This is a genomic window from Planctomonas sp. JC2975, from assembly GCF_012985205.1.
In the GTDB taxonomy this organism is placed as follows: domain Bacteria; phylum Actinomycetota; class Actinomycetes; order Actinomycetales; family Microbacteriaceae; genus Humibacter.
Genome location: NZ_JABEKS010000001.1, coordinates 698293 through 717718, shown reverse-complemented (window position 1 = coordinate 717718; position 19426 = coordinate 698293). Strand labels below are relative to the sequence as shown.

Genomic DNA, 19426 nt, shown 5'->3' with positions numbered 1-19426 from the left:
CGCCGGCATGCCATGGCAGGCACGCGACGGCAGGTATGTCGATGTCGAGACGGGGCGGCCGGCTCGGGGATTCGACCTCAGCGAGGTCAGCGTCCGATGGGGGAGAGCATCCCGTCGGTCGCGCGCAACAGGTCGGCCGGGGCGAGCTCGATGTCGAAGCCGCGGCGCCCACCCGACACGAAGACCGTGTCGAAGTCGCTCGCGGAGGCATCGAGCACTGTCGCCAGGCGGGTCTTCTGTCCGATGGGCGAGATGCCGCCGAGCACGTAGCCGGTCTTCCGTTGGGCGACGGCCGCATCTGCGAGGGCGGCGCGCTTGGCCCCGACGGCTGCGGCGAGCGCCTTGAGGTCGAGCTGTCCGGTCACCGGCACGATACCGACCACGAGTCGGCCGTCGGCATCGGCCAGCAGCGTCTTGAAGACGCGCGCCGGGTCCACGGCGAGCTCGTGTGCGGCCTCGAGCCCGAAGGCCGTGACATCGGGGTCGTGTTCGTAGGCGTGCGGAACGAAGGGGATGCCGGCACGCGAGAGCGCGACGGTCGCCGGCGTGCCAGCTGACCGCGTGGCCATCAGCCGTGCGCCCGGAACAGCTTCATCGACGTCGGACCCATCGGAACGGTGTTGCCGGGGCCGAACTCGGCTGTGCCTTCGGCGACCGTCTCGTCGGCGCTGTCCCAGAGCAGGGTGTAGCCCACCACGCCGTCGTGGGCAGGCAGCGCGACGACCGTCTCCGTCTCCAGGCCGTGCACGACGAGCAGGATGCGGTTGAACGCCTCGAACTCGGGAGTCGATGCAGCGAGGTACTGCAGGGTGCGGTTCTGCGGCGAGTCCCAGTCGTCGGCCTCCATGGTCTCGCCGCCGGCGTCGTACCAGTCCAGCTGGCTGGCACTCGGGACCGTCTCGCCGAACTTGCCGAAGCGCACGGGTCGCAGCGCCGGATTCTCGCGACGAAGCCGGATCAGCTCCGCCGTGATGGCCGCGAAGTCGCGCTGCCGTTCGTCCCAGTCCCAGCGGTTCCAGGTGAGGTCGTCGTCGTGGCAGTACGCGTTGTTGTTGCCGGACTGCGTGCGGCCGTACTCGTCTCCTGCAGTGATCATCGGGATCCCCGCGGACAGCAGCAGCGTCCCCATCAGGTTGCGTGCGGCCTTGCGTCGTGCCGCGCGGATCACCTGGTCGTCGGTGTTTCCCTCGACACCGTGGTTGAACGAGCGGTTGTCGTCGGTGCCGTCGCGGTTGTCCTCACCGTTGCCGAGGTTGTGCTTCTGGTCATAGCTGACGAGATCGTGCAGCGTGAAGCCGTCGTGGGCGGTCACGAAGTTCACGGAGGCCAGCGGGCCGCGCTGCGGAGTGAAGAGGTTGGACGAGCCTGCGAGACGCGTTGCGAACGAGCCGATGCCGGTAGGAGCGGCGCCGGACGTGCGGGCATCCGCAATGTCGCGCAGCCAGAACGAGCGTACGCGGTTGCGGTAGCGGTCGTTCCACTCCGACCAGCCATCAGGGAACCCGCCCGTCTGCCACCCGCCGGGACCGACGTCCCACGGTTCGGCGATGAGCTTGACGCCCTCCAGGTAGGGGTCGTCGGTGATGGCGGCAAGCAGCGAGTGATCGTTCTCGAAGGCGCCGGTCTCGTCGCGGCCGAGCGTTGCAGCGAGGTCGAAGCGGAAGCCGTCGATCTGCACGTCGTCGGCCCAGTAGCGCAGCGAGTCGAGCACGAGGCGCTCGGCGATCGGATTGCCGAAGTCCACGGTGTTGCCGACACCGGTGGTGTCGACATACGAGCCGTCGGGATTCTGCCGGTAGTAGGTGGCGTTGTCGATGCCACGCAGGCTGGTTGTCGGGCCGCCGAGACCGCCCTCGGCCGTGTGGTTGTACACGACATCGAGGATCACCTCGAGGCCGGCCTCGTGCAGCAGCCGGACCATGCCCTTGAACTCGCGCAGCACGGCCTCGGCTCCGGATGCCTGCGCCTGCTTCGTTGCGTAGGGAGAGTGCGGCGTGAAGAAGTTCAGGGTGTTGTAGCCCCAGTAGTTCGACAGTCCCAGCCGGGTCAGCCGGTCCTCGCTGACGAATGCATGCACCGGGAGCAGTTCGATGCTCGTCACCCCGAGCCGATGGAAGTGCTCGATCGTCGACGGATGCGCCATGCCCGCATACGTGCCGCGCAGATCGGCGGGGAGGTCGGTGTTGAGCGTCGTGAGGCCTTTCACGTGGGCCTCGTAGATGACGGTGTGGTCCCTTGGCACCCGCGGCTTCGACGCGCCGGCCCAATCGAAGGATCCGTCGATGGCGACCGACCGCCACTCCTTCGTGCCAGAACGGACGAGGCCGCGTGAGTACGGCTCGATGAGCAGCTTGCGCTCATTGAAGTGGTGCTCGGGTCCGCGTGGGCCCGAGCACTGCACGTTGTAGCGGGTTCCCGGTTTCAGATGCGGCGACTGGGCGGTCCACACGTCGCCGACGCCGTGAGTGAGGGGGACGCGCTCCGTGAGCCAATGCTGGTCGGCGTCATCGAAGAGCAGCAGCTCGATCGCTGTGGCGTTCTTCGAGTAGACCCCGATCGTCCCGCCGTCCGGCCCGGCATGGACGCCGAGTAGGGAAAGGGGATCCTGGCTGGGCATGCGTCCTACAGTAATTCTTATGCCGGTCTACCTTGACCACGCCGCCACCACCCCCGTTCTGCCTGAGGCGATCGAGGCGTACACGCGCGCGCTGACGCAGGTCGGCAATCCGTCGAGCATCCATTCCGCCGGCCAGAACGCGAAGCGCATGCTCGAGGACGCCCGCGAGCGCATCGCAGACACGCTCGGCTGCCAGGGCATCGAGCTCGTCCTCACCTCGGGCGGCACCGAGGCGATCAACCTCGCGATCAAGGGACTCTTCTGGTCGCGCAGGCAGTCGGGGGCGACACGCATCCTCGTGCCAGAGGGCGAGCATCACGCGACGCTCGACACGGTGGAATGGCTCGAGTCGTACGAGGGCGCGGAGGTCGAGTGGATCCCGCTCGATGCCCAGGGATTCGTCAGGATGGACGCACTCGAGGCGTCGCTGCGGCGGGACACGTCGTCGATCGCGCTCGTGACGTTCCTCTGGGCCAACAACGAGGTCGGCACCATCCAGCCGGCCGAACGGATCATCGCGCTCGCCGCATCCGTCGGCGTGCCCGTGCATATCGACGCCGTCTCCGCCTATGGCCATCTGCCGATCGACTTCGCCGGCATGCGCGCCCGGACCGCATCGAAGGCGCTGTCGGGACTCGTCGCGCTGAGCGTGTCAGCACACAAGATCGGCGGCCCCATCGGAGCAGGCGGACTCGTGCTCTCACGGGACGCGACGGTCGTGCCGCTCATCCACGGCGGTGGCCAGCAGCGCCAGGTGCGCAGCGGTACGCAGGACGTCGCGGCGGCGGCGGCCTTCGCGGCGGCGGCGACAAAGGCGCATGCGGAACGCGCGAGCGAGGCGCAGCGCCTCACCTCATTGCGCGACAGGCTGATAGCCGGCGTACGCGCTGCCGTGCCGAACGCGGTCCTGAGCGGTCCCGACCCGGTCGGCCGAGAACCGGGCGGATCCGAACCCGATCGAGCGGATGCGCGCCTCGTCTCGAACGCGCACTTCACCTTCCCGGGGTGTCAGGGCGACTCCCTGCTGTTCCTCCTCGACGCAGCAGGCGTCGAGGTGTCGACGGGGTCGGCGTGCCAAGCGGGAATCCCTGAGCCGTCGCACGTGCTGCTGGCAATGGGACGCAGCGAGGACGACGCGGGCAGCGCCCTCCGGATCACGCTCGGCCGCACCTCGACGGATGCCGACGTGGACGCGTTCCTCGCCGCGCTTCCGGATGCCTACGCCCAGGCATCCCGCGCCGGACTGGCCACCAGAGAGTCGTCGCTCGGCGCGCGCTGAGCGCGGCCGTACCACCGATTGAGCATCTCGAACCCGCTCAACCGGCGGTGGTGAGCGACGAGTGCGACCATCAAGCCTCTCTTGAGGTGCCCTTTCGTACACTGGAACCCATGCGTGTTCTGGCAGCGATGAGCGGTGGAGTCGATTCCGCGGTGGCGGCAGCGCGTGCCGTCGAGGCCGGGCACGACGTCGTGGGTGTGCACCTGGCCCTGAGCCGCATGCCGGGGACGCTGCGCACCGGGAGCCGCGGCTGCTGCACCATCGAGGACTCGATGGATGCCCAGCGAGTGGCGAACATGATCGGCATCCCGTACTACGTGTGGGATTTCTCCGAGCGGTTCAAGCTTGACGTTGTCGACGACTTCATCGCCGAGTACTCGGCCGGCCGCACGCCGAATCCGTGCCTGCGCTGCAACGAGAAGATCAAGTTCGCCGCTCTGCTCGAGAAGGCGATGGCCCTTGGTTTCGACGCTGTGTGCACGGGTCACTACGCCAGCATCCTGACGGACGCCGACGGCAACCGTGAATTGCACCGCGCTGCCGCGTGGGCGAAGGACCAGTCGTACGTGCTGGGCGTGCTCACCTCCGAGCAGCTGGCGCACGCGATGTTCCCGCTCGGCGCGACGCCATCCAAGGCGGAGGTCAGGGCCGAAGCCGCCGAGCGCGGCTTCACCGTTGCGCAGAAGCCGGACTCGCACGACATCTGCTTCATCCCCGACGGTGACACGCGCGGATGGCTGGCCGAGCACGTCGGGACGGCCCCTGGCGAGATCGTCGACCGTGCAGGTGCTGTGGTCGGCAACCACGAGGGTGCGACCGCGTACACGGTCGGGCAGCGTCGAGGCCTTGGCATCACGGTCCCGGCTCCGGATGGGCGTCCCCGCTTCGTGCTCGAAGTGCGCCCCAAGGACAACACCGTCGTCGTGGGACCGAAGGAAGCGCTCGACATCGCCGAGCTTGCCGGATCCCGCCTCACCTGGGCCGGGCTGCCGCCGAAGGATGCTGCGACGCCGTTCGCGTGCGAGGTGCAGATCCGTGCGCACGCGGATCCCGTGCCGGCGACGGCATTCGTCAGGGACGGCGAGCTCGTCATCCGTCCCGCGACGCCGATCAACGGTGTCGCCACCGGGCAGAGCGCCGTCGTCTACGTCGGAACACGGGTGCTCGGACAGTGCACCATCGACCGCACGGTGAGCGCGGTACCCGTCGAGGCGTAGCCCGGGCGCGTCCGCCGGGCACGCGTTCCTGTCTCGCATCTGCCTGACCGCTGCGCCTGCGCGTGTGAGGCGGTGTGTCGTGGCGGTGTGAGGCGGCTGCTGCTGTGTGCCCGGAAGGCACACGACGGAGATCAGCGGGTCGGAATCCGACGGCCGAGGCCTGCCGCGAAGGCGGTGAGCAGGCGGCGTCCCTCGTCCCATTCGCCCAATCGGCTCGCACGATTGAGGTGCCCGTGCGGGCCGACGGTGATCACGGGTGCCCTCCACCACTCGCCGAGTTCCGCGAGGTGCTCGAGTGACGAGTACGGGTCGTCCTCCGAGGCGACGATGACGGACGGGATCGCCAACGGGCGGCGGGGCGCGGCGAACCCGGTCGCGGTCGTGGGGAACGCCGGGCCGTTCTCGTCTGGCGGTGCGACCAGGAAGGCGCCGGCCGCGCGGCCGCCGCGAGCGATCCACGATGCCGTCGCGAGGCATCCGAGACTGTGCGCGACGAGGAGGTCGTCTGCGCCAGCGACTCGGTCGATGGCCGCGATCCAGTCCTCCTCATCGGGATCGATGAAGGATGCCGGTGCGATCCGCACCGCGGTCGGCCCCAGCGACTCCTGCCAGATGGACTGCCAGTGGTCGTGCGGCGAGTCGTCGATGCCGGGGACGATGACGATGCGCATGGCTCTCCTCGGGGCTCGGACGCTTGTCACACAGTCTGACGGATCGCCGCACCTCGACGATGCGCACCACGAGCTTCGAACAGATCGCGTCGATTGCCTCGGATGCGTCGGTGGTCGCTCCTAAAATCGACCACGTGACGGACATCCCCGCAGATTTCGATTCCGCCCGCGCCGAGTCGGAAGCGCTCCGCGATCGGATCGAGCGCAACCGCATCGCGTACTACGAGGGCGGCAGCCTCATCAGCGACGCCGAGTACGACACCGACATCCATAGGCTGGAGGCGATCGAGCGGGAGTTCCCCGAGCTCGCCGGCCAGGACAGCCCGACGCAGACGGTTGGCGCAGACATCGCGTCGGCCGGGTTCCCGCCGCACGAGCACGCGGAGCGCATGCTCAGCCTCGACAACGTGTTCAGCGTCGACGAGCTGCGCGACTGGGCCCTGAAGACCGAGAGCGCTGCAAGGGCGGATGCCGCCGGTCACCCCGTGCGGTGGCTGACCGAGGTGAAGATCGACGGCTTGGCCATCAGCCTGGCGTACCGCGACGGCGTGCTGGAGACCGCCACCACCCGCGGTGACGGGCGGGTCGGCGAGGACATCACGGAGAATGTGGACTGGATCCCCTGCATCCCGCGGCGTCTCACCGGCTCGGGATGGCCGGAGTTCTTCGAGGTGCGCGGCGAAGTGTTTCTGAAGACCGTCGATTTCGAGTTCCTGAACGAACGGCAGCACCAGCTGCAGGATCGCTACGTGGCCGAACAGCTGGCGAAGGGCAAGCCCGAGGAGGAGATCAAGACCCGCTTCCCCGAGTTCGCGAACGCACGCAACACCGCGGCGGGCAGCCTGCGCCAGCGGCGGGAGAACAAGTCATCTCAAGAGCTAGAGCTGATGCGCGAGCGGCAGGGACGACTGTCGCTCTACCTGCACACGCTCGGAGCGTGGTCGAATCCGCCCATGTCGACCCAGTCCGAGGGATACGACCTGCTGCGCAGCTGGGGTTTGCCGGTCTCGCCGCACAACCGCGTGCTCCCATCCGTCGACGAGGTGGCCGCCTACATCGCCGAGATGGGGGAGAAGCGGCACTCGCTCGAGCACGAGATCGACGGTGTCGTCATCAAGGTGGACGACCTGGCGACCCACGACGAGCTCGGCGCGACCAGTCGTGCACCGCGCTGGGCCATCGCGTACAAGTACCCGCCGGAGGAGGTCTTCACGAAGCTGCTGGACATCCTGGTGGGCATCGGCCGCACCGGCAGGGCGACGCCCTTCGCCGTGATGGAGCCGGTGAAGGTCGCGGGCAGCACGGTGCGGCAGGCCACCCTGCACAACCAGCAGGTCGTGAAGGCGAAGGGCGTGCTCATCGGCGACACGGTGGTGCTGCGCAAGGCGGGCGATGTCATCCCCGAGATCCTCGGAGCGGTCGAGGAGCGCCGCGACGGCACGGAACGCGAGTGGCGGATGCCCGAGTTCTGTCCAGAGTGCGGCACCAGGCTGGCGCCGGCGAAGGAGGGCGATATCGATCTGCGCTGCCCGAATTCCCGGTCGTGCCCTGCCCAGGTGCGAGGGCGCGTCGAGCACATCGCCGGCCGTGGATCCCTCGACATCGAGGCGCTCGGCGAGGTGGTGGCCGCAGCGCTCACACAGCCTCTGCATCCCCCGACACCGCCGCTTCCCACGGAGGCCGGCCTCTTCGACCTGACGTTGGCGCGCATCTTCGACATCGAGGTCATCGTGCGCGATCACGAGACGGGGCTGCCGAAGGAGGGCGAGCCCGGTGAGCCGGGGCACGAGCTCACGACCGACGACGGTGTCACCATCCGGGTGCGCACCGACACGCCGTTCCGCAGACAGCGCAAGCTCACGGGCAAGGATGCCGACGGCCCGTTCGACCCGAGCGCCGACGTCTTCGCAGGGACTCCCTCGCACGTGCCGTCGAAGACGGCGCACGACATGCTCGCCAACATCGACGCGTCGAAGCAGAAGGAGTTGTGGCGGTTCCTCGTCGCCCTGAACATCCGGCACGTCGGACCCGTCGCAGCGAGGGCTCTCGCCGGATGGTTCGGATCGTTGGATGCCATCCGCTCGGCATCGCGGGACGAACTCGCCGCCGTCGACGGCGTCGGCGGCATCATCGCCGACGCCGTGCTGGCGTGGTTCGAGGTCGACTGGCACCGGGACATCGTCGAGCAGTGGGCAGCGGCCGGTGTGCCGTTCGCGACGCCGGGGCATCCCGGTCCCGGCAGAGCTGAGGACGCAGACGGTCCCTTGGCCGGACTCACCGTCGTGGCCACCGGATCGCTCGAGGGCTTCACCAGGGAGGGCGCCCAGGAGGCGATCATCGCGGCCGGCGGCAAGGCGGCCTCGAGCGTGTCGAAGAAGACGGACTACGTTGCTGCGGGTCCCGGGGCCGGGTCGAAGCTCGCGAAGGCGGAAGAGCTGGGCATCCCGGTGCTGGATGCCGCGCAGTTCGCCGTTCTCGTCACCGAGGGTCCATCGGCGCTCGGACGGGGCGCGGGGAGCGACGGAGCGGGAAGCGACGGCGCGGCCGACGCTGCAACCGACGGAGCGTAGCCGTCACGGAGCGTCGACGAGCCGCTGGGCGGTGACCGCGATCCAGTCCGTCACGGCGTCGGCGTCGCCGAGTGCGTTGCGAAGCACCCGGTACCGTGCGGAGATGCCGAGTGCGAACGCATCGACCGCCTTGGCGCGTGCGGTCGCGTCATCCTCGGTCATGCCGTAGGACAGCAACTGCTGTCTGAACGGTTCCAGGGATTCGGCGTCGAGGAACTCGGACAGGGTCCGAGCGGCCTCTTCGCGTTCTCCCGAAGCGCGAAGCAGCACGAGGAGTGGGTCGTCGCCCTCCATGGTCGTCCAACGGGCGACCATGCTCTCGGCCAGCCGCCGGCCGAGCGACGCCCTGTCGCCGTCGAAGACGTCGTCGAGGCGGAGGCGCACCTCGGCCGCCGCAACGAAGAGACCGTCCTTCCCGCCGAAGTAGCGGGTGACGAGGTTGGGCGATACGCCGGCAGAGGCCGCGATCCCGCGCACGGTGGCTCGACCGAACCCCACTCTGGCGAACTCGCGGCGAGCGGAGGCGAGGATGCGCTCGCGGGTCCGTTCGGCATCCCGCGGTCGAGTCGTGGCAGCTTTCACGCCGCAACGTTACCGCGGCTTCTCGTCGTTGTGTACGTGTGAACACAAATGTGTATGGTCGTACACATGAGTGCCTCCCTCGCAACTTTTGCCCTGCTCACCCCGGTGTCGGATGACGAGCTCGACGATCTCTCCCGACGTCTCGCCACGACGAGGCGGGCGCGCCTCGTCGGCAACACCGCGGGTGACCGAGGAATGGACGCACACGAGCTGACCGAGCTCATCGAGCACTGGCGCGCGCGGTACGACTGGCGGACGCACGAGGCGCGCATCCTGAGCCTGCCGTGGGAGGAAGCGGAAGTGGGGGGTCGCGCCGTGCGTTTCGTGCACAGGCGGGCATCCGCGCCGGATGCTGCCACCGTCGTCCTGCTGCACGGATGGCCGGACTCCGTGCTGCGGTTCGAGCGCCTGCTGCCCGAGCTCGCCGACCTGAATCTGGTCGCTCCCGCGCTGCCGGGCTTCCCGTTCAGTGCCGAGGCGAGCGGCCAAGGCGTCCCGACCACGGAAGGGGCCGACAACGGACCCACCCGCGCATGGTCGACCGGCACGGAGGTTCCGGGCGCAGAAATGACCATCACGGCCACGGCGCGGATCGTGGCCGACCTCATGCAGGCGCTCGGGTACGAGCGCTACGTGGCATCCGGCGGCGACATCGGCGGGGATGTCGCCGAACACCTGGCCTTGCTGCGTCCGCAGAACGTGGCGAGTCTGCATCTGACGAACATCTCGCCGCTGCACGCCGTCTTCGCCGACCGTTCCGAGCTCGGTCCCGAGGAGCTCGCGTACCTCGACGCCGTCGCCGCCTGGCAGCGAACGGAAGGCGGATACATCGCCGAGCAGTCATCGAAGCCGCACACCCTGGCGGTGGGTCTCGCCGATTCGCCCGCCGGCCTTGCAGCCTGGATCATCGAGAAACTGAACGGCTGGTCAGACGCTCCGTTTCCGGTCGAGGATCTGCTGACCTGGGTCAGCGTCTATTGGTTCACCGGCGCCATCGGCACGTCCTTCGCGCCGTACTCGGAATCCGTGCGGCCGCCGTCCTTCGTGCCGACCCCCACCGTTCTCGGCGTCTTCGGTCGCGACACCAAGCCGGAGCCGCGCAGTTTCGCATCGCGATTCGTCGACGTGCGGGAGTACGTCCGGCATGATCGCGGGGGCCACTTCGCCGCGTGGGAGGAACCTCAGGCATACGCCGCCGACGTGCGCCGCGCGATCGCGCTCGCCGATGCATCCGGTGGCTGGGAAGCGCGACCCGAGCTCCCGGCGCCCGCGGGGGGCACAGCCCCGGAACCGGTGACCGCGCGCGAATAGACTGGAAGGCATCCCGTACGACGTTCTAACAACGGAGACGCATGCCCGACAACAGTGCTGCCCACGAAGGAGCAACACACATCAGCGCAGACCAGGTGCGGCATCTGGCCGATCTGGCCCGCATCGACCTGAGCGAGGCCGAGCTGACCAGTCTCACAGCCGAGCTGACGCAGATCGTGGAATCCGTGGCGAAGGTGAGTGAGGTGGCTACGCCAGAGGTTCCCGCCACGAGCCATCCGATCCCGATGGACAACGTGTTCCGAGAGGACGTGGTCGTGCCGGGACTGACCGTCGAGCAGGCGCTCTCCGGCGCGCCCGACCGTGAGGGCGACTTCTTCCGTGTGGCGCCGATCCTCGGCGAGGAGGCCTGATGAGCGACCTGACCAGACTGTCCGCCGCAGAGCTGGCCGGCAGGATCGCCGCGTCCGAGGTCTCCAGCGAGGAGGCGACGCGCGCGCACCTGGATCGCATCGCGGCAGTCGACCCCGACGTGCACGCGTTCCTGCACGTGGCATCCCAGAAGGCGATCGAGACGGCGAGGGCCGTCGACGCGCGTCGTGCGGCAGGCGAGAAGCTGGGCGCGCTGGCCGGTGTTCCGGTGGCCGTCAAGGACGTGCTGTGCACGTACGACATGCCCTCCACCTCGGGTTCGAAGATTCTCGAGGGCTGGATACCGCCCTACGACGCAACCGTTGTGCGCCGCTTGCGCGAGGCCGACCTCATCCCGCTCGGCAAGACGAACATGGACGAGTTCGCCATGGGGTCCTCCACCGAGCACTCCGCGTACGGTCCGACCCGCAACCCCTGGGACCTGGAGCGGATCCCTGGAGGGTCCGGTGGCGGATCCGCCGCGGCCGTCGCAGCGTTCGAGGCTCCCTTCGCTCTCGGCAGCGACACAGGCGGTTCCATCCGTCAGCCCGCCGCCGTGACCGGATCCGTGGGCGTCAAGCCCACATACGGCGGAGTGAGCCGTTACGGAGCGATCGCGCTGGCGAGCTCGCTCGACCAGGTCGGACCGGTCTCGCGCAGCGTTCTCGACGCGGCGCTGCTGCACGACGTGATCGCCGGACACGACCCGCTCGACTCCACATCGCTCACGGACGTCTGGCCCTCCATGGCCGAGGCGGCTCGCGCCGGACAGCGTGACGACGCGCTCAAGGGCGTGCGGGTCGGAGTCGTTCGAGAGATCTCGGGGAGCGGCGAGGGCTTCCAGCCGGGCGTGAAGCAGCGGTTCGACGAGACCGTGCAGCTGCTGACGGCCGCTGGCGCCGAGGTGGTCGAGGTGTCTGCGCCGAGCTTCGAGTACGCGGTGGCCGCGTACTACCTGATCCTTCCGGCAGAGGCGTCGAGCAACCTGGCGCGATTCGACTCCGTGCGGTTCGGCCTCCGAGTCACGCCGGAAAGCGGTCAGGTGACCAGCGAGCGCGTGATGTCCGCGACCCGAGACGCCGGATTCGGAGCCGAGGTGAAGCGGCGCATCATCCTCGGCACGTATGCCCTGAGCGCCGGCTACTACGACGCCTACTACGGCAGCGCGCAGAAGGTGCGCACGCTCATCCAGCGCGACTTCGCCGCGGCCTTCGACCAGGTCGACGTGCTGATCAGCCCGGCGGCGCCGACCACGGCGTTCAAGCTCGGTGAGAAGATCGACGACCCGCTGGCCATGTACCTGAACGACGTGACCACCATTCCGGCCAACCTCGCCGGCGTGCCTGGACTGGCGCTGCCCATCGGGCTCGCGCCGGAGGACGACCTGCCGGTCGGCCTGCAGATCATGGCTCCCGCACGCGAGGACGCCCGCCTCTACACGGTCGGCGCGGCGCTGGAGCGCCTGCTCGAGTCCGGATGGGGTGGGCCGTTGCTCGGCCGTGCGCCGCAGTTGAGCCAAACCGAGATGTTCGCGAGCGAGGAGGGAGCGGTCTGATGGCCAAAGACAAGCTGATGGATTACGACGAGGCCCTCGAGCTCTTCGAGCCCGTCCTCGGTTTCGAGGTGCACGTCGAGCTGAACACGAAGACGAAGATGTTCTGCGGCTGCGCCAACGAGTTCGGCTCGGGCGCGAACACCAACACGTGCCCGACGTGCCTCGGACTTCCCGGCGGCCTGCCGCAGGTGAACCACAAGGCCGTCGAGTCCAGCATCCGCCTGGGTCTCTCGCTCGGCTGCGGGATCGCGGAGAGCTCGCGGTTCGCGCGCAAGAACTACTTCTACCCGGACACGTCGAAGAACTTCCAGACCTCGCAGTACGACGAGCCGATCGCCCACGATGGCCAGGTGACCGTCGAACTGGAGAGCGGTCGCCAGGTGACGATCCAGATCGAGCGCGCGCACATGGAGGAGGATGCCGGCAAGCTCACGCACGCCGGAGCCACCGGCCGCATCCAGGGCGCCGACTACTCGCTCGTGGACTACAACCGCGGCGGTGTCCCGCTCGTCGAGATCGTCACGAGGATCATCGAGGGTGCGGAGAGTGACGCCCCGGAGGTCGGGCGTGCGTACGTCGCGCACATCCGCGAGCTCGTCAAGGCGCTTGGGGTTTCGAACGCGCGCATGGAGGAGGGGAACGTGCGCTGCGACGCCAACGTCTCGCTGCGCCGTCGTGGCTCGACGACTCTGGGCACCCGTACCGAGACGAAGAACGTGAACTCGCTGCGATCGGTGGAGCGCGCCGTGCGGTACGAGATCCAGCGGCAGGCCGCCATCCTCGACGCGGGAGGCACGATCACCCAGGAGACCCGCCACTGGCACGAGGACACCGGCACGACATCCGCCGGCCGTCCGAAGAGCGACGCCGACGACTACCGCTACTTCCCGGAGCCGGATCTCGTTCCCGTCGCCCCCAGCCGCGAGTGGGTCGAGGAGCTGCGCGCCACGCTGCCCGAGCCGCCGGCGGAGCGCCGAGCCCGTCTGCGCGAGGCGTGGGGATTCACCGCCCTGGAGATGCAGGACGTCGTCAACGCCGACCTGCTCGAGGTGGTCGAGGCGACAGTCGCCGAGGGTGCGTCGCCTGCCGCAGCACGCAAGTGGTGGACGGGCGAGCTCGCCCGCGTCGCCAACGCGCGCGGCGTCGCGGTGACCACGCTGGTGTCTCCTCTGCACGTGTCTGAGCTCGTCGCACTCGTGGAGAGCGGCGAGCTCACCGACCGCCTCGCCCGTCAGGTGCTGGAGGGCGTCATCGACGGCGAGGGCTCGCCGGCGGAGGTCGTCGAGTCACGCGGCCTCAAGGTCGTTTCGGACGACGGTGCCCTGATCGCGGCGATCGACGAGGCCCTGGCGGCGCAGCCGGACGTGCTGGCGAAGATCCGCGACGGCAAGGTGCAAGCGGCCGGTGCCGTCATCGGTGCGGTCATGAAGGCGATGAAGGGCCAGGCGGACGCCGCCCGCGTGCGCGAACTCGTGCTGGAGCGGGCAGCGCAGTAGACGATCCCGCACCGAGCCGGCCCGTTCCGGACGAGATGGACCGCTTTCGCGGGGATCTCGCCCCGAACGGGCCGATTCGTCGTACGGATCGAATGTCGAAGGCACTGGATGGCGTTCGACGTGTGACTGAGTGAACGACGACGAAGGGAACGCTCATGCGATACCTGCTGCTGATCTGCACCGATCCGACGGGTGAGGACGATGCGCCGGGCGACCTCACCATCGACGAGTGGGTGGCCGAGACAGATGGATCGGGCGAACGGATCGTGGGCGAACGGTTGCCGGTCGAGACGGCGAAGGTGGTGCGCCGCCGGGGCGACCGCGTGCATGTGACGGACGGCCCGTTCGCCGAATCGAAGGAGCAGATCGCGGGATTCGACCTGATCGAGGCGGACTCGCTCGAGCGTGCCCTCGAGATCGCGGCGCGGCATCCGATGGCCCGTGCCGGGCTCGTCGAGGTGCGGCAGTTCTACGCCTGGTGACGTGAACCGAGCATCCGGCGGCGATCGAGCCGGGGTGCGCCTGGATCCGCTGGCGAGTTCGGCGCAGCAGAACGCGCACGGCACTGTCAGCGACCGGAGCATCGCCTCCCGGACATGAAACAATGGCCGGATGCCGGCTGACGCTCCCGAGACCGATCCGGAACTGATCGCCCGGCTGCGCGCCGACCTGGAGTCGGCGGCCTTCACCGTGACCTCCCTTGACGCACTCTGGGGCGACGAGGCCTCCGCCGCGTTGTTCCGCGGACAGAGAGTGGCCGCCCGGCGTGCTGCCGCGACGGCAGTGGCGGCCGGCGACCCGCTCGCTGTGCTCGGAACGGTCTTCGTGCTCGGCTTGGCGGTTCCCGTCTCGTCCGTCGCTTCCGCCCTGCCGACGCTCGGTGCGGCGGGCGCGCTCGAGCTCGGGCTCATCGCACTCGACCCCGCAGACGGCGAGGCGGACGCCTTCGCCCGCCCGCTGATCGACCTCCGGCCGTACTCGTTCGCGGACGATCTCGGATCCGGATCCTGGTGGATCGCATCCGACCTGGGCGAACTCGCGTTGGGGCGCGCGCTGCGCGAGGACCACGTGCTCGGCGTGGGCGGCGCGTCCAACACGCTGAGCGCGATCATGATCCGCCGGCCGGTGGCATCCGCACTCGATCTGGGCACCGGATGCGGCATCCAGGCCCTGCATGCCGCGCGTTACGCCGACCGCGTGGTGGCCACAGACATCTCGGAGCGTGCACTGCGGTTCGCGCAGTTCAATGCGCGGCTGGGCGGATTCTCGAACATCGAGTTCCGCCTCGGCAGCCTGTTCGAGCCCGTCGCAGGCGAACGTTTCGATCGCATCGTGTCGAATCCGCCGTTCGTCATCACCCCGCGTGCAGAGGGTGTTCCGGAGTACGAGTATCGGGATGGCGGCCTCACCGGCGACAAGATCGTCGAGGCTGTGATGCGCGGTGTTCGTGAGCACCTGACTGAAGGCGGGGTCGCGCAGTTCCTCGGCAACTGGGAGTACCACGGGGAGGGCGAGGCGTTCGACCGGGTGCGCGGATGGCTGGGAGACGATGCGGAACCCGGCGCGCTCGACGCGTGGATCGTGGAGCGCGAGCTGCAGGATGCGCCGCAGTATGCAGAGACCTGGATCCGCGACGGGGGCACACGACCGGGTACGCACGACTTCGAACGCCTCACGGATGCCTGGCTCGACGACTTCGAGTCGCGCGACGTGCGCTATGTGGGCTTCGGCTACGTGACGCTGCGACGCCCGATCGGGGCCGTCACGCTGCGCCGCTTCGAGTCGGTGGAATCCTCGGGATCCGCGGAGGGAGGCCTCGGACCTCACCTGGCACGCGGGCTGCGGATGGGCGAGTGGCTGGCATCCGTGAACGACGAGCAGCTCCGTCTCGCGACGCTGGTCACGGCATCCGATGTCACCGAGGAACGCCACTATTGGCCAGGAGCGGACGATCCGACCGTGATCGCACTTCTGCAGGGCGGCGGATTCGGGCGGCGCACGGCCATCGACACAGGCCTCGCGGGCTTCGTCGGGGCGTGCGACGGCGACCTTCCTGCCGGAGTCATCATCGGTGCCCTTGCGGACCTCCTCGACGTGGATGCCGCCGAGCTCGGGGCGGAACTGCTGCCGCGCATCCGCGAGCTGGTCTTCGTCGGGATGCTCGAGCCCTCTGGCATCGGATGACCGACGACAGCGCTCCATGCGGTGTTCTCCGCTTCTCGCCGGGACCACCGGATGTGCGCGGACCAGGGGGACCTGCACCCCATGGCTGGACGCCGCACGGCGAATGCTGGCCCACCTGCTCCGTAGACTTGGCGATGTGACAGCACCCGTTCGCGACACCACACGCACCGCACGTCCGACCGGCGGCCGCGTCGCCATCGCCGCGGTGATCGACGTCGTGCTCGTTCTCGTGTTCGTGCTGATCGGCCGGGGCAGCCACGGCGAGAACGTCATCGGCGGCGCGCTCGTCACCTTCTGGCCGTTCGCCGTCGGCACTCTCGTCGGCTGGCTCGTCTCCCGCGCGTGGAAGGCGCCGTTCGCCCTGTGGCCGACCGGCGTCATCGTGTGGCTGGCAACGCTCGTGGTCGGCATGCTCCTTCGGGTTGCCAGCGCGCAGGGGATCGCGGTGTCGTTCGTGATCGTCGCGGCCGTCGTGCTCGCCGTGTTCCTGATCGGATGGCGGGCTGCGGCTCTGGCGGTGCGGGCCATCGCGGCGCGACGCGGCTGAGGAGGACCACCGCGTGTCCCGTCTCACCGAACCGTTGCGCGCAAGGCTTCAGGAGCCGCTGAGCGGCCAGCAGACCGGTATTCCGCCGTGGGTGCGTGAGTTCGAGACGGGGACCGACGAAGGGTTCTTCGGTCCGGACTCAGCGGTGTGGGCCGTGCACGGCGGCATGCCGACGCTCGTGGCGGGCATTCGCGCCCTGCTCATGCAGGCGCTGCACCCCGGCGCGCTCGCAGGCGTATACGACAGGTCGCGATTCCGTGAGGATCCGCTCGGCCGACTGAACGGCACCATTCGCTGGATCTTCACGGTCAGCTACGGCGACACCGCCCAGGCGGTGGCCGGATCGGCGTGGGTGAAGCGATTGCACGAGCACGTGGTCGGCGAGTACGTGGACGGTCACGGCCGGGTGACGAGTTACGCCGCCAACGACCCGCACCTGTCCACGTGGGTGCATCTGGCGTTCACCGACGCGTTCCTGACCGCCCACGAGATGTGGGGCGGCCCGATTCCGGGCGGATCGGACGCCTACGTGGAGCAGTGGGCGATCGCCGGTGACCTCATGGGCGTGCCGAATCCGCCGCGCTCCCGAGCGGAGCTGAAGTCCGCACTGCAGGCGTTCGCCGACGCCGGCGAGCTGCGGTGCGACGACCGTACGCGCGAGGTGGTGGGGTTCGTCAAGAGGGCTCCGGTACGCAGGAGCCTTCGCCCGTCCTATGCCGTGCTCTTCGCCGGCGCTGTTGCGTCGCTTGAGCCGCGATTCCGCGACCTGCTCGGACTGCGGATTCCCAGCCTCGGCCCGATCCCGCTTCCGATCGTTTCCGCGACGGGCCTCGTGCTCAAAGGGGCGGGCGGCCTGCTCGGCCCGCAGACCGCGGGCGAGAAGGCCGCCCGCGTCCGTCTGGAGGCGCTGCGCCCCTGACGCCGACAGGACGTCGGGCGTGGCAACCGTCAGTGATGGAAGCCGCCGGATGTCTGCACTCGTCCACGCGGGAGCACCGCGGTGACGACGGCACCTGCCACCAGGGCGACTCCCGCGGCGAGCCCGAAGACCACGCCGGATCCGCTCGCCGTGGCGGCGACGAGCGCGGGGACGGATGCCAGCAGCACGCCGATCCCGCCGCCCACCTCGTGCATGGTGTTGACCACGCCTGATGCGGCGCCCGAGTCGGCTGACGGCACGCTGGAGGTGGCTGTGGCGGTCGCCGTCACGAGCGCGGGACCCAGGCCCAGTGCGGCGACCGCGACGCCGACGATGGGCGCTGCGACGCTGTGCGGTATCAGCCAGGTGATTGCGAAGCCGATGACGATGACGATGAACCCTGCTGCGCCCACGATCCGGGCCGGCATGCGGCCCAGCAGGTGCGCACCGACCTGGGCGCCCAGCGCCACGGCGACTGCCGCGGGAAGGAAGGCGATGCCGGCTGCCAGCGGGTCGAAGCCCGCGGCGTCCTGCAGCGCGATGGTGAGCGTGAAGAACGAGCCGATCAGCATCATGCTGGTCAACAGCATGGTGATCACGCCGCCGCCGATGGTGCGTGAGCGAAGGGTCCTGATCGTCGCGGACATCCTGGCACGCGCTCCGACGGCAGCTGCCGACTCCTGCACCCCCTGCTCCCCGTCTCCGTCGACCCGGCTCGTCAGCAGAGAGGGTACGACGACGACCAGGATCAGGATCGCCACCACGACGCCGACCGGCACGTTCACGAGGAAGACCGACCGCCATCCGCCGGTCTGGGTCAGCACGCCGCCGAGAACGGCGCCGATCGCGGATCCCGCACCGCCGATGCCCGCCCACACGGCCAGCGCGCGGTTGCGCGCCGGTCCCCGGAACAGCGAGATCACGAGCCCGAGCGCGGCGGGGGAGAGCAGCGCTGCACCGACGCCCTGCGCCACCCGAGAGGCGATGAGCGTGCCTGCGTCGGATGCGACGGATGCGCCGAGCGAAGCGATCGTGAAGAGTGCGAGTCCGCCGACGAAGGCCGTGCGGAGACCGATGCGATCCGCGACGATTCCGCCGACGATGAGCAGCAGGCCGAACGGCAGCGAGTACGCGGCGATCACCCAACCGAGCGAGGCGCCGAGTCCGAGGTCGCTGTCGATGGTCGGCAACGCCACGTTCACGACGGTCACGTCGAGGATGAGCATGAACTGGGCGAGGCAGATGAGCGAGAGAGCCCACCAGCGACGCGCACCCGATCCGGTCGCGCCGGCACGGTCCGAATGGGGCGATCCGGCGACCGGGGTTCGATCCGCGGCGATGGGTTGCGACATGAGGATCCTCCTAATCCGTACGGGTATGTTCGAGATAACGCGTTAAACTAAACACTCATGTACGGGAAAAGCAAGAGACAATGATGGACTGCATCGAACGAGGAGCGAGGACGGCATGACACGGCAGCGAGCGACCCGGTCGGACTCGACGCGCAACCGCGAACGGATCCTCGACGCAGCCATGCAGTGCTTCCTGGCCGATCCGAGCGCGACCATGTCGGCGATCGCCGAGGCTGCAGGAGTCGGTCGTGTCACCCTGTATGCGCATTTCGAGTCGCGCACCGCGCTCGTCGCGGCGTTGTTCCGCCGAACCGTCGACGAGTCGGACGCATCGCTGGAATCCGTCAATCTCGACGGCGATCCCGCTGCGGCGCTCGACGCTCTCACCCGGTCGTCGTGGCGCATCGTCGCTCGGTTCCACGCCGTGCTGGGCACAGCGCGCGACGAGCTCGGCGAGGATGCGGTGCGCGGGCAGATGGAGCACGCTCTGGGCAGGGTGCGCGGCGTGATCGAGCGCGGACGGGCATCCGGTGCATTCCGCTCCGACCAGTCGGCTGACTGGCTGACGTTCTGCTACCTGGCGATCGTGCACGGCGCGGCTGACGAGATCCGCAACGGCCGGCTGACGGATTCCGACGCGACGGAATGGGTGCCGGCGACCGTCGCGTCGATCGTCACCGCTCCGTGAGCGAGGGGGGCGCGTCGAACGGGCAGACGCTCGAAACGCTCTGCCCGCTCAGGGACTCGCTCTGTCGAC

The 19426-nt window shown here is 69.0% G+C and carries 17 protein-coding genes; 12 read left to right on the top strand and 5 right to left on the bottom strand.

What is annotated here, in order from left to right; translation table 11 throughout:
• Positions 1-86 precede the first annotated feature (86 nt).
• Together ybaK and glgX are read right to left on the bottom strand one after the other, a co-directional pair.
• Positions 87-569, bottom strand: a complete 483-nt coding sequence (ybaK, locus tag HII28_RS03435) for a Cys-tRNA(Pro) deacylase (RefSeq protein WP_170024126.1) — start codon at positions 567-569, stop codon at positions 87-89.
• A complete protein-coding gene (gene glgX, locus HII28_RS03430; protein ID WP_170024125.1) occupies positions 569-2617 on the bottom strand; it encodes a glycogen debranching protein GlgX in 2049 nt (682 codons plus the stop codon). Before glgX ends, ybaK begins: the two co-directional genes overlap by 1 nt.
• 19 nt (positions 2618-2636) lie before the next feature.
• On the opposite strand from glgX, the gene HII28_RS03425 reads away from it, so the two are divergent.
• Together HII28_RS03425 and mnmA are read left to right on the top strand one after the other, a co-directional pair.
• Entirely contained in the window at positions 2637-3896 is a 1260-nt protein-coding gene (locus tag HII28_RS03425) for a cysteine desulfurase family protein (RefSeq protein ID WP_170024124.1), read from the top strand.
• Positions 3897-4006: 110 nt separating this feature from the next.
• Positions 4007-5113: a tRNA 2-thiouridine(34) synthase MnmA gene (mnmA, locus tag HII28_RS03420; RefSeq protein ID WP_170024123.1), complete on the top strand. Its 1107-nt coding sequence runs from the start codon at positions 4007-4009 to the stop codon at positions 5111-5113.
• A 131-nt stretch (positions 5114-5244) separates the two neighbouring features.
• On the opposite strand, the gene HII28_RS03415 is transcribed toward mnmA, so the two are convergent.
• On the bottom strand, positions 5245-5784 hold the full coding sequence (locus HII28_RS03415; protein ID WP_170024122.1) for an alpha/beta hydrolase: 540 nt from the start codon (positions 5782-5784) through the stop codon (positions 5245-5247).
• 134 nt (positions 5785-5918) lie between these two features.
• Between HII28_RS03415 and ligA the strand changes: the two genes are divergently transcribed.
• On the top strand, positions 5919-8354 hold the full coding sequence (ligA, locus tag HII28_RS03410) for an NAD-dependent DNA ligase LigA (protein WP_346769165.1): 2436 nt from the start codon (positions 5919-5921) through the stop codon (positions 8352-8354).
• A 3-nt stretch (positions 8355-8357) separates the two neighbouring features.
• Here the strand turns inward: ligA and HII28_RS20435 are convergent, their stop codons facing one another.
• Positions 8358-8936, bottom strand: a complete 579-nt coding sequence (locus HII28_RS20435; protein WP_170024121.1) for a TetR/AcrR family transcriptional regulator — start codon at positions 8934-8936, stop codon at positions 8358-8360.
• A gap of 66 nt (positions 8937-9002) precedes the next feature.
• Here HII28_RS20435 and HII28_RS03400 point away from each other — a divergent pair, with 66 nt between their 5' ends.
• The 8 genes from HII28_RS03400 to HII28_RS03365 all read left to right on the top strand — a co-directional run bounded on the left by HII28_RS03400 (position 9003) and on the right by HII28_RS03365 (position 17317).
• Complete coding sequence (locus tag HII28_RS03400; protein ID WP_170024120.1) at positions 9003-10247, top strand: epoxide hydrolase family protein; 1245 nt, start codon at positions 9003-9005, stop codon at positions 10245-10247.
• A 41-nt stretch (positions 10248-10288) separates the two neighbouring features.
• Complete coding sequence (gene gatC, locus HII28_RS03395) at positions 10289-10618, top strand: Asp-tRNA(Asn)/Glu-tRNA(Gln) amidotransferase subunit GatC (protein WP_170024119.1); 330 nt, start codon at positions 10289-10291, stop codon at positions 10616-10618.
• Complete coding sequence (gatA, locus tag HII28_RS03390) at positions 10618-12171, top strand: Asp-tRNA(Asn)/Glu-tRNA(Gln) amidotransferase subunit GatA (RefSeq protein WP_170024118.1); 1554 nt, start codon at positions 10618-10620, stop codon at positions 12169-12171. Before gatC ends, gatA begins: the two co-directional genes overlap by 1 nt.
• Positions 12171-13667, top strand: coding sequence for an Asp-tRNA(Asn)/Glu-tRNA(Gln) amidotransferase subunit GatB (gene gatB / locus HII28_RS03385; RefSeq protein WP_170024117.1), 1497 nt, complete (start codon positions 12171-12173; stop codon positions 13665-13667). The genes gatA and gatB overlap by 1 nt, the downstream gene beginning before the upstream one ends.
• Positions 13668-13822: 155 nt before the next feature.
• A complete protein-coding gene (locus tag HII28_RS03380) occupies positions 13823-14149 on the top strand; it encodes a YciI family protein (protein WP_170024116.1) in 327 nt (108 codons plus the stop codon).
• Between the two features lie 130 nt (positions 14150-14279).
• On the top strand, positions 14280-15851 hold the full coding sequence (locus tag HII28_RS03375; RefSeq protein WP_170024115.1) for a methyltransferase: 1572 nt from the start codon (positions 14280-14282) through the stop codon (positions 15849-15851).
• Between the two features lie 136 nt (positions 15852-15987).
• Positions 15988-16398 (top strand): DUF3054 domain-containing protein, encoded by a 411-nt coding sequence (locus tag HII28_RS03370; RefSeq protein ID WP_346769164.1) that lies wholly within the window; start codon positions 15988-15990, stop codon positions 16396-16398.
• Positions 16399-16411: 13 nt separating this feature from the next.
• The gene (locus tag HII28_RS03365; RefSeq protein WP_346769163.1) at positions 16412-17317 is read left to right on the top strand and encodes an oxygenase MpaB family protein; all 906 of its coding nucleotides are present in this window, start codon (positions 16412-16414) and stop codon (positions 17315-17317) included.
• 29 nt (positions 17318-17346) lie between these two features.
• On the opposite strand, the gene HII28_RS03360 is transcribed toward HII28_RS03365, so the two are convergent.
• Positions 17347-18669, bottom strand: coding sequence for an MFS transporter (locus HII28_RS03360; RefSeq protein WP_170024113.1), 1323 nt, complete (start codon positions 18667-18669; stop codon positions 17347-17349).
• Between the two features lie 115 nt (positions 18670-18784).
• Between HII28_RS03360 and HII28_RS03355 the strand changes: the two genes are divergently transcribed.
• Positions 18785-19357: a TetR/AcrR family transcriptional regulator gene (locus HII28_RS03355; protein WP_170024112.1), complete on the top strand. Its 573-nt coding sequence runs from the start codon at positions 18785-18787 to the stop codon at positions 19355-19357.
• Positions 19358-19426 lie beyond the last annotated feature (69 nt).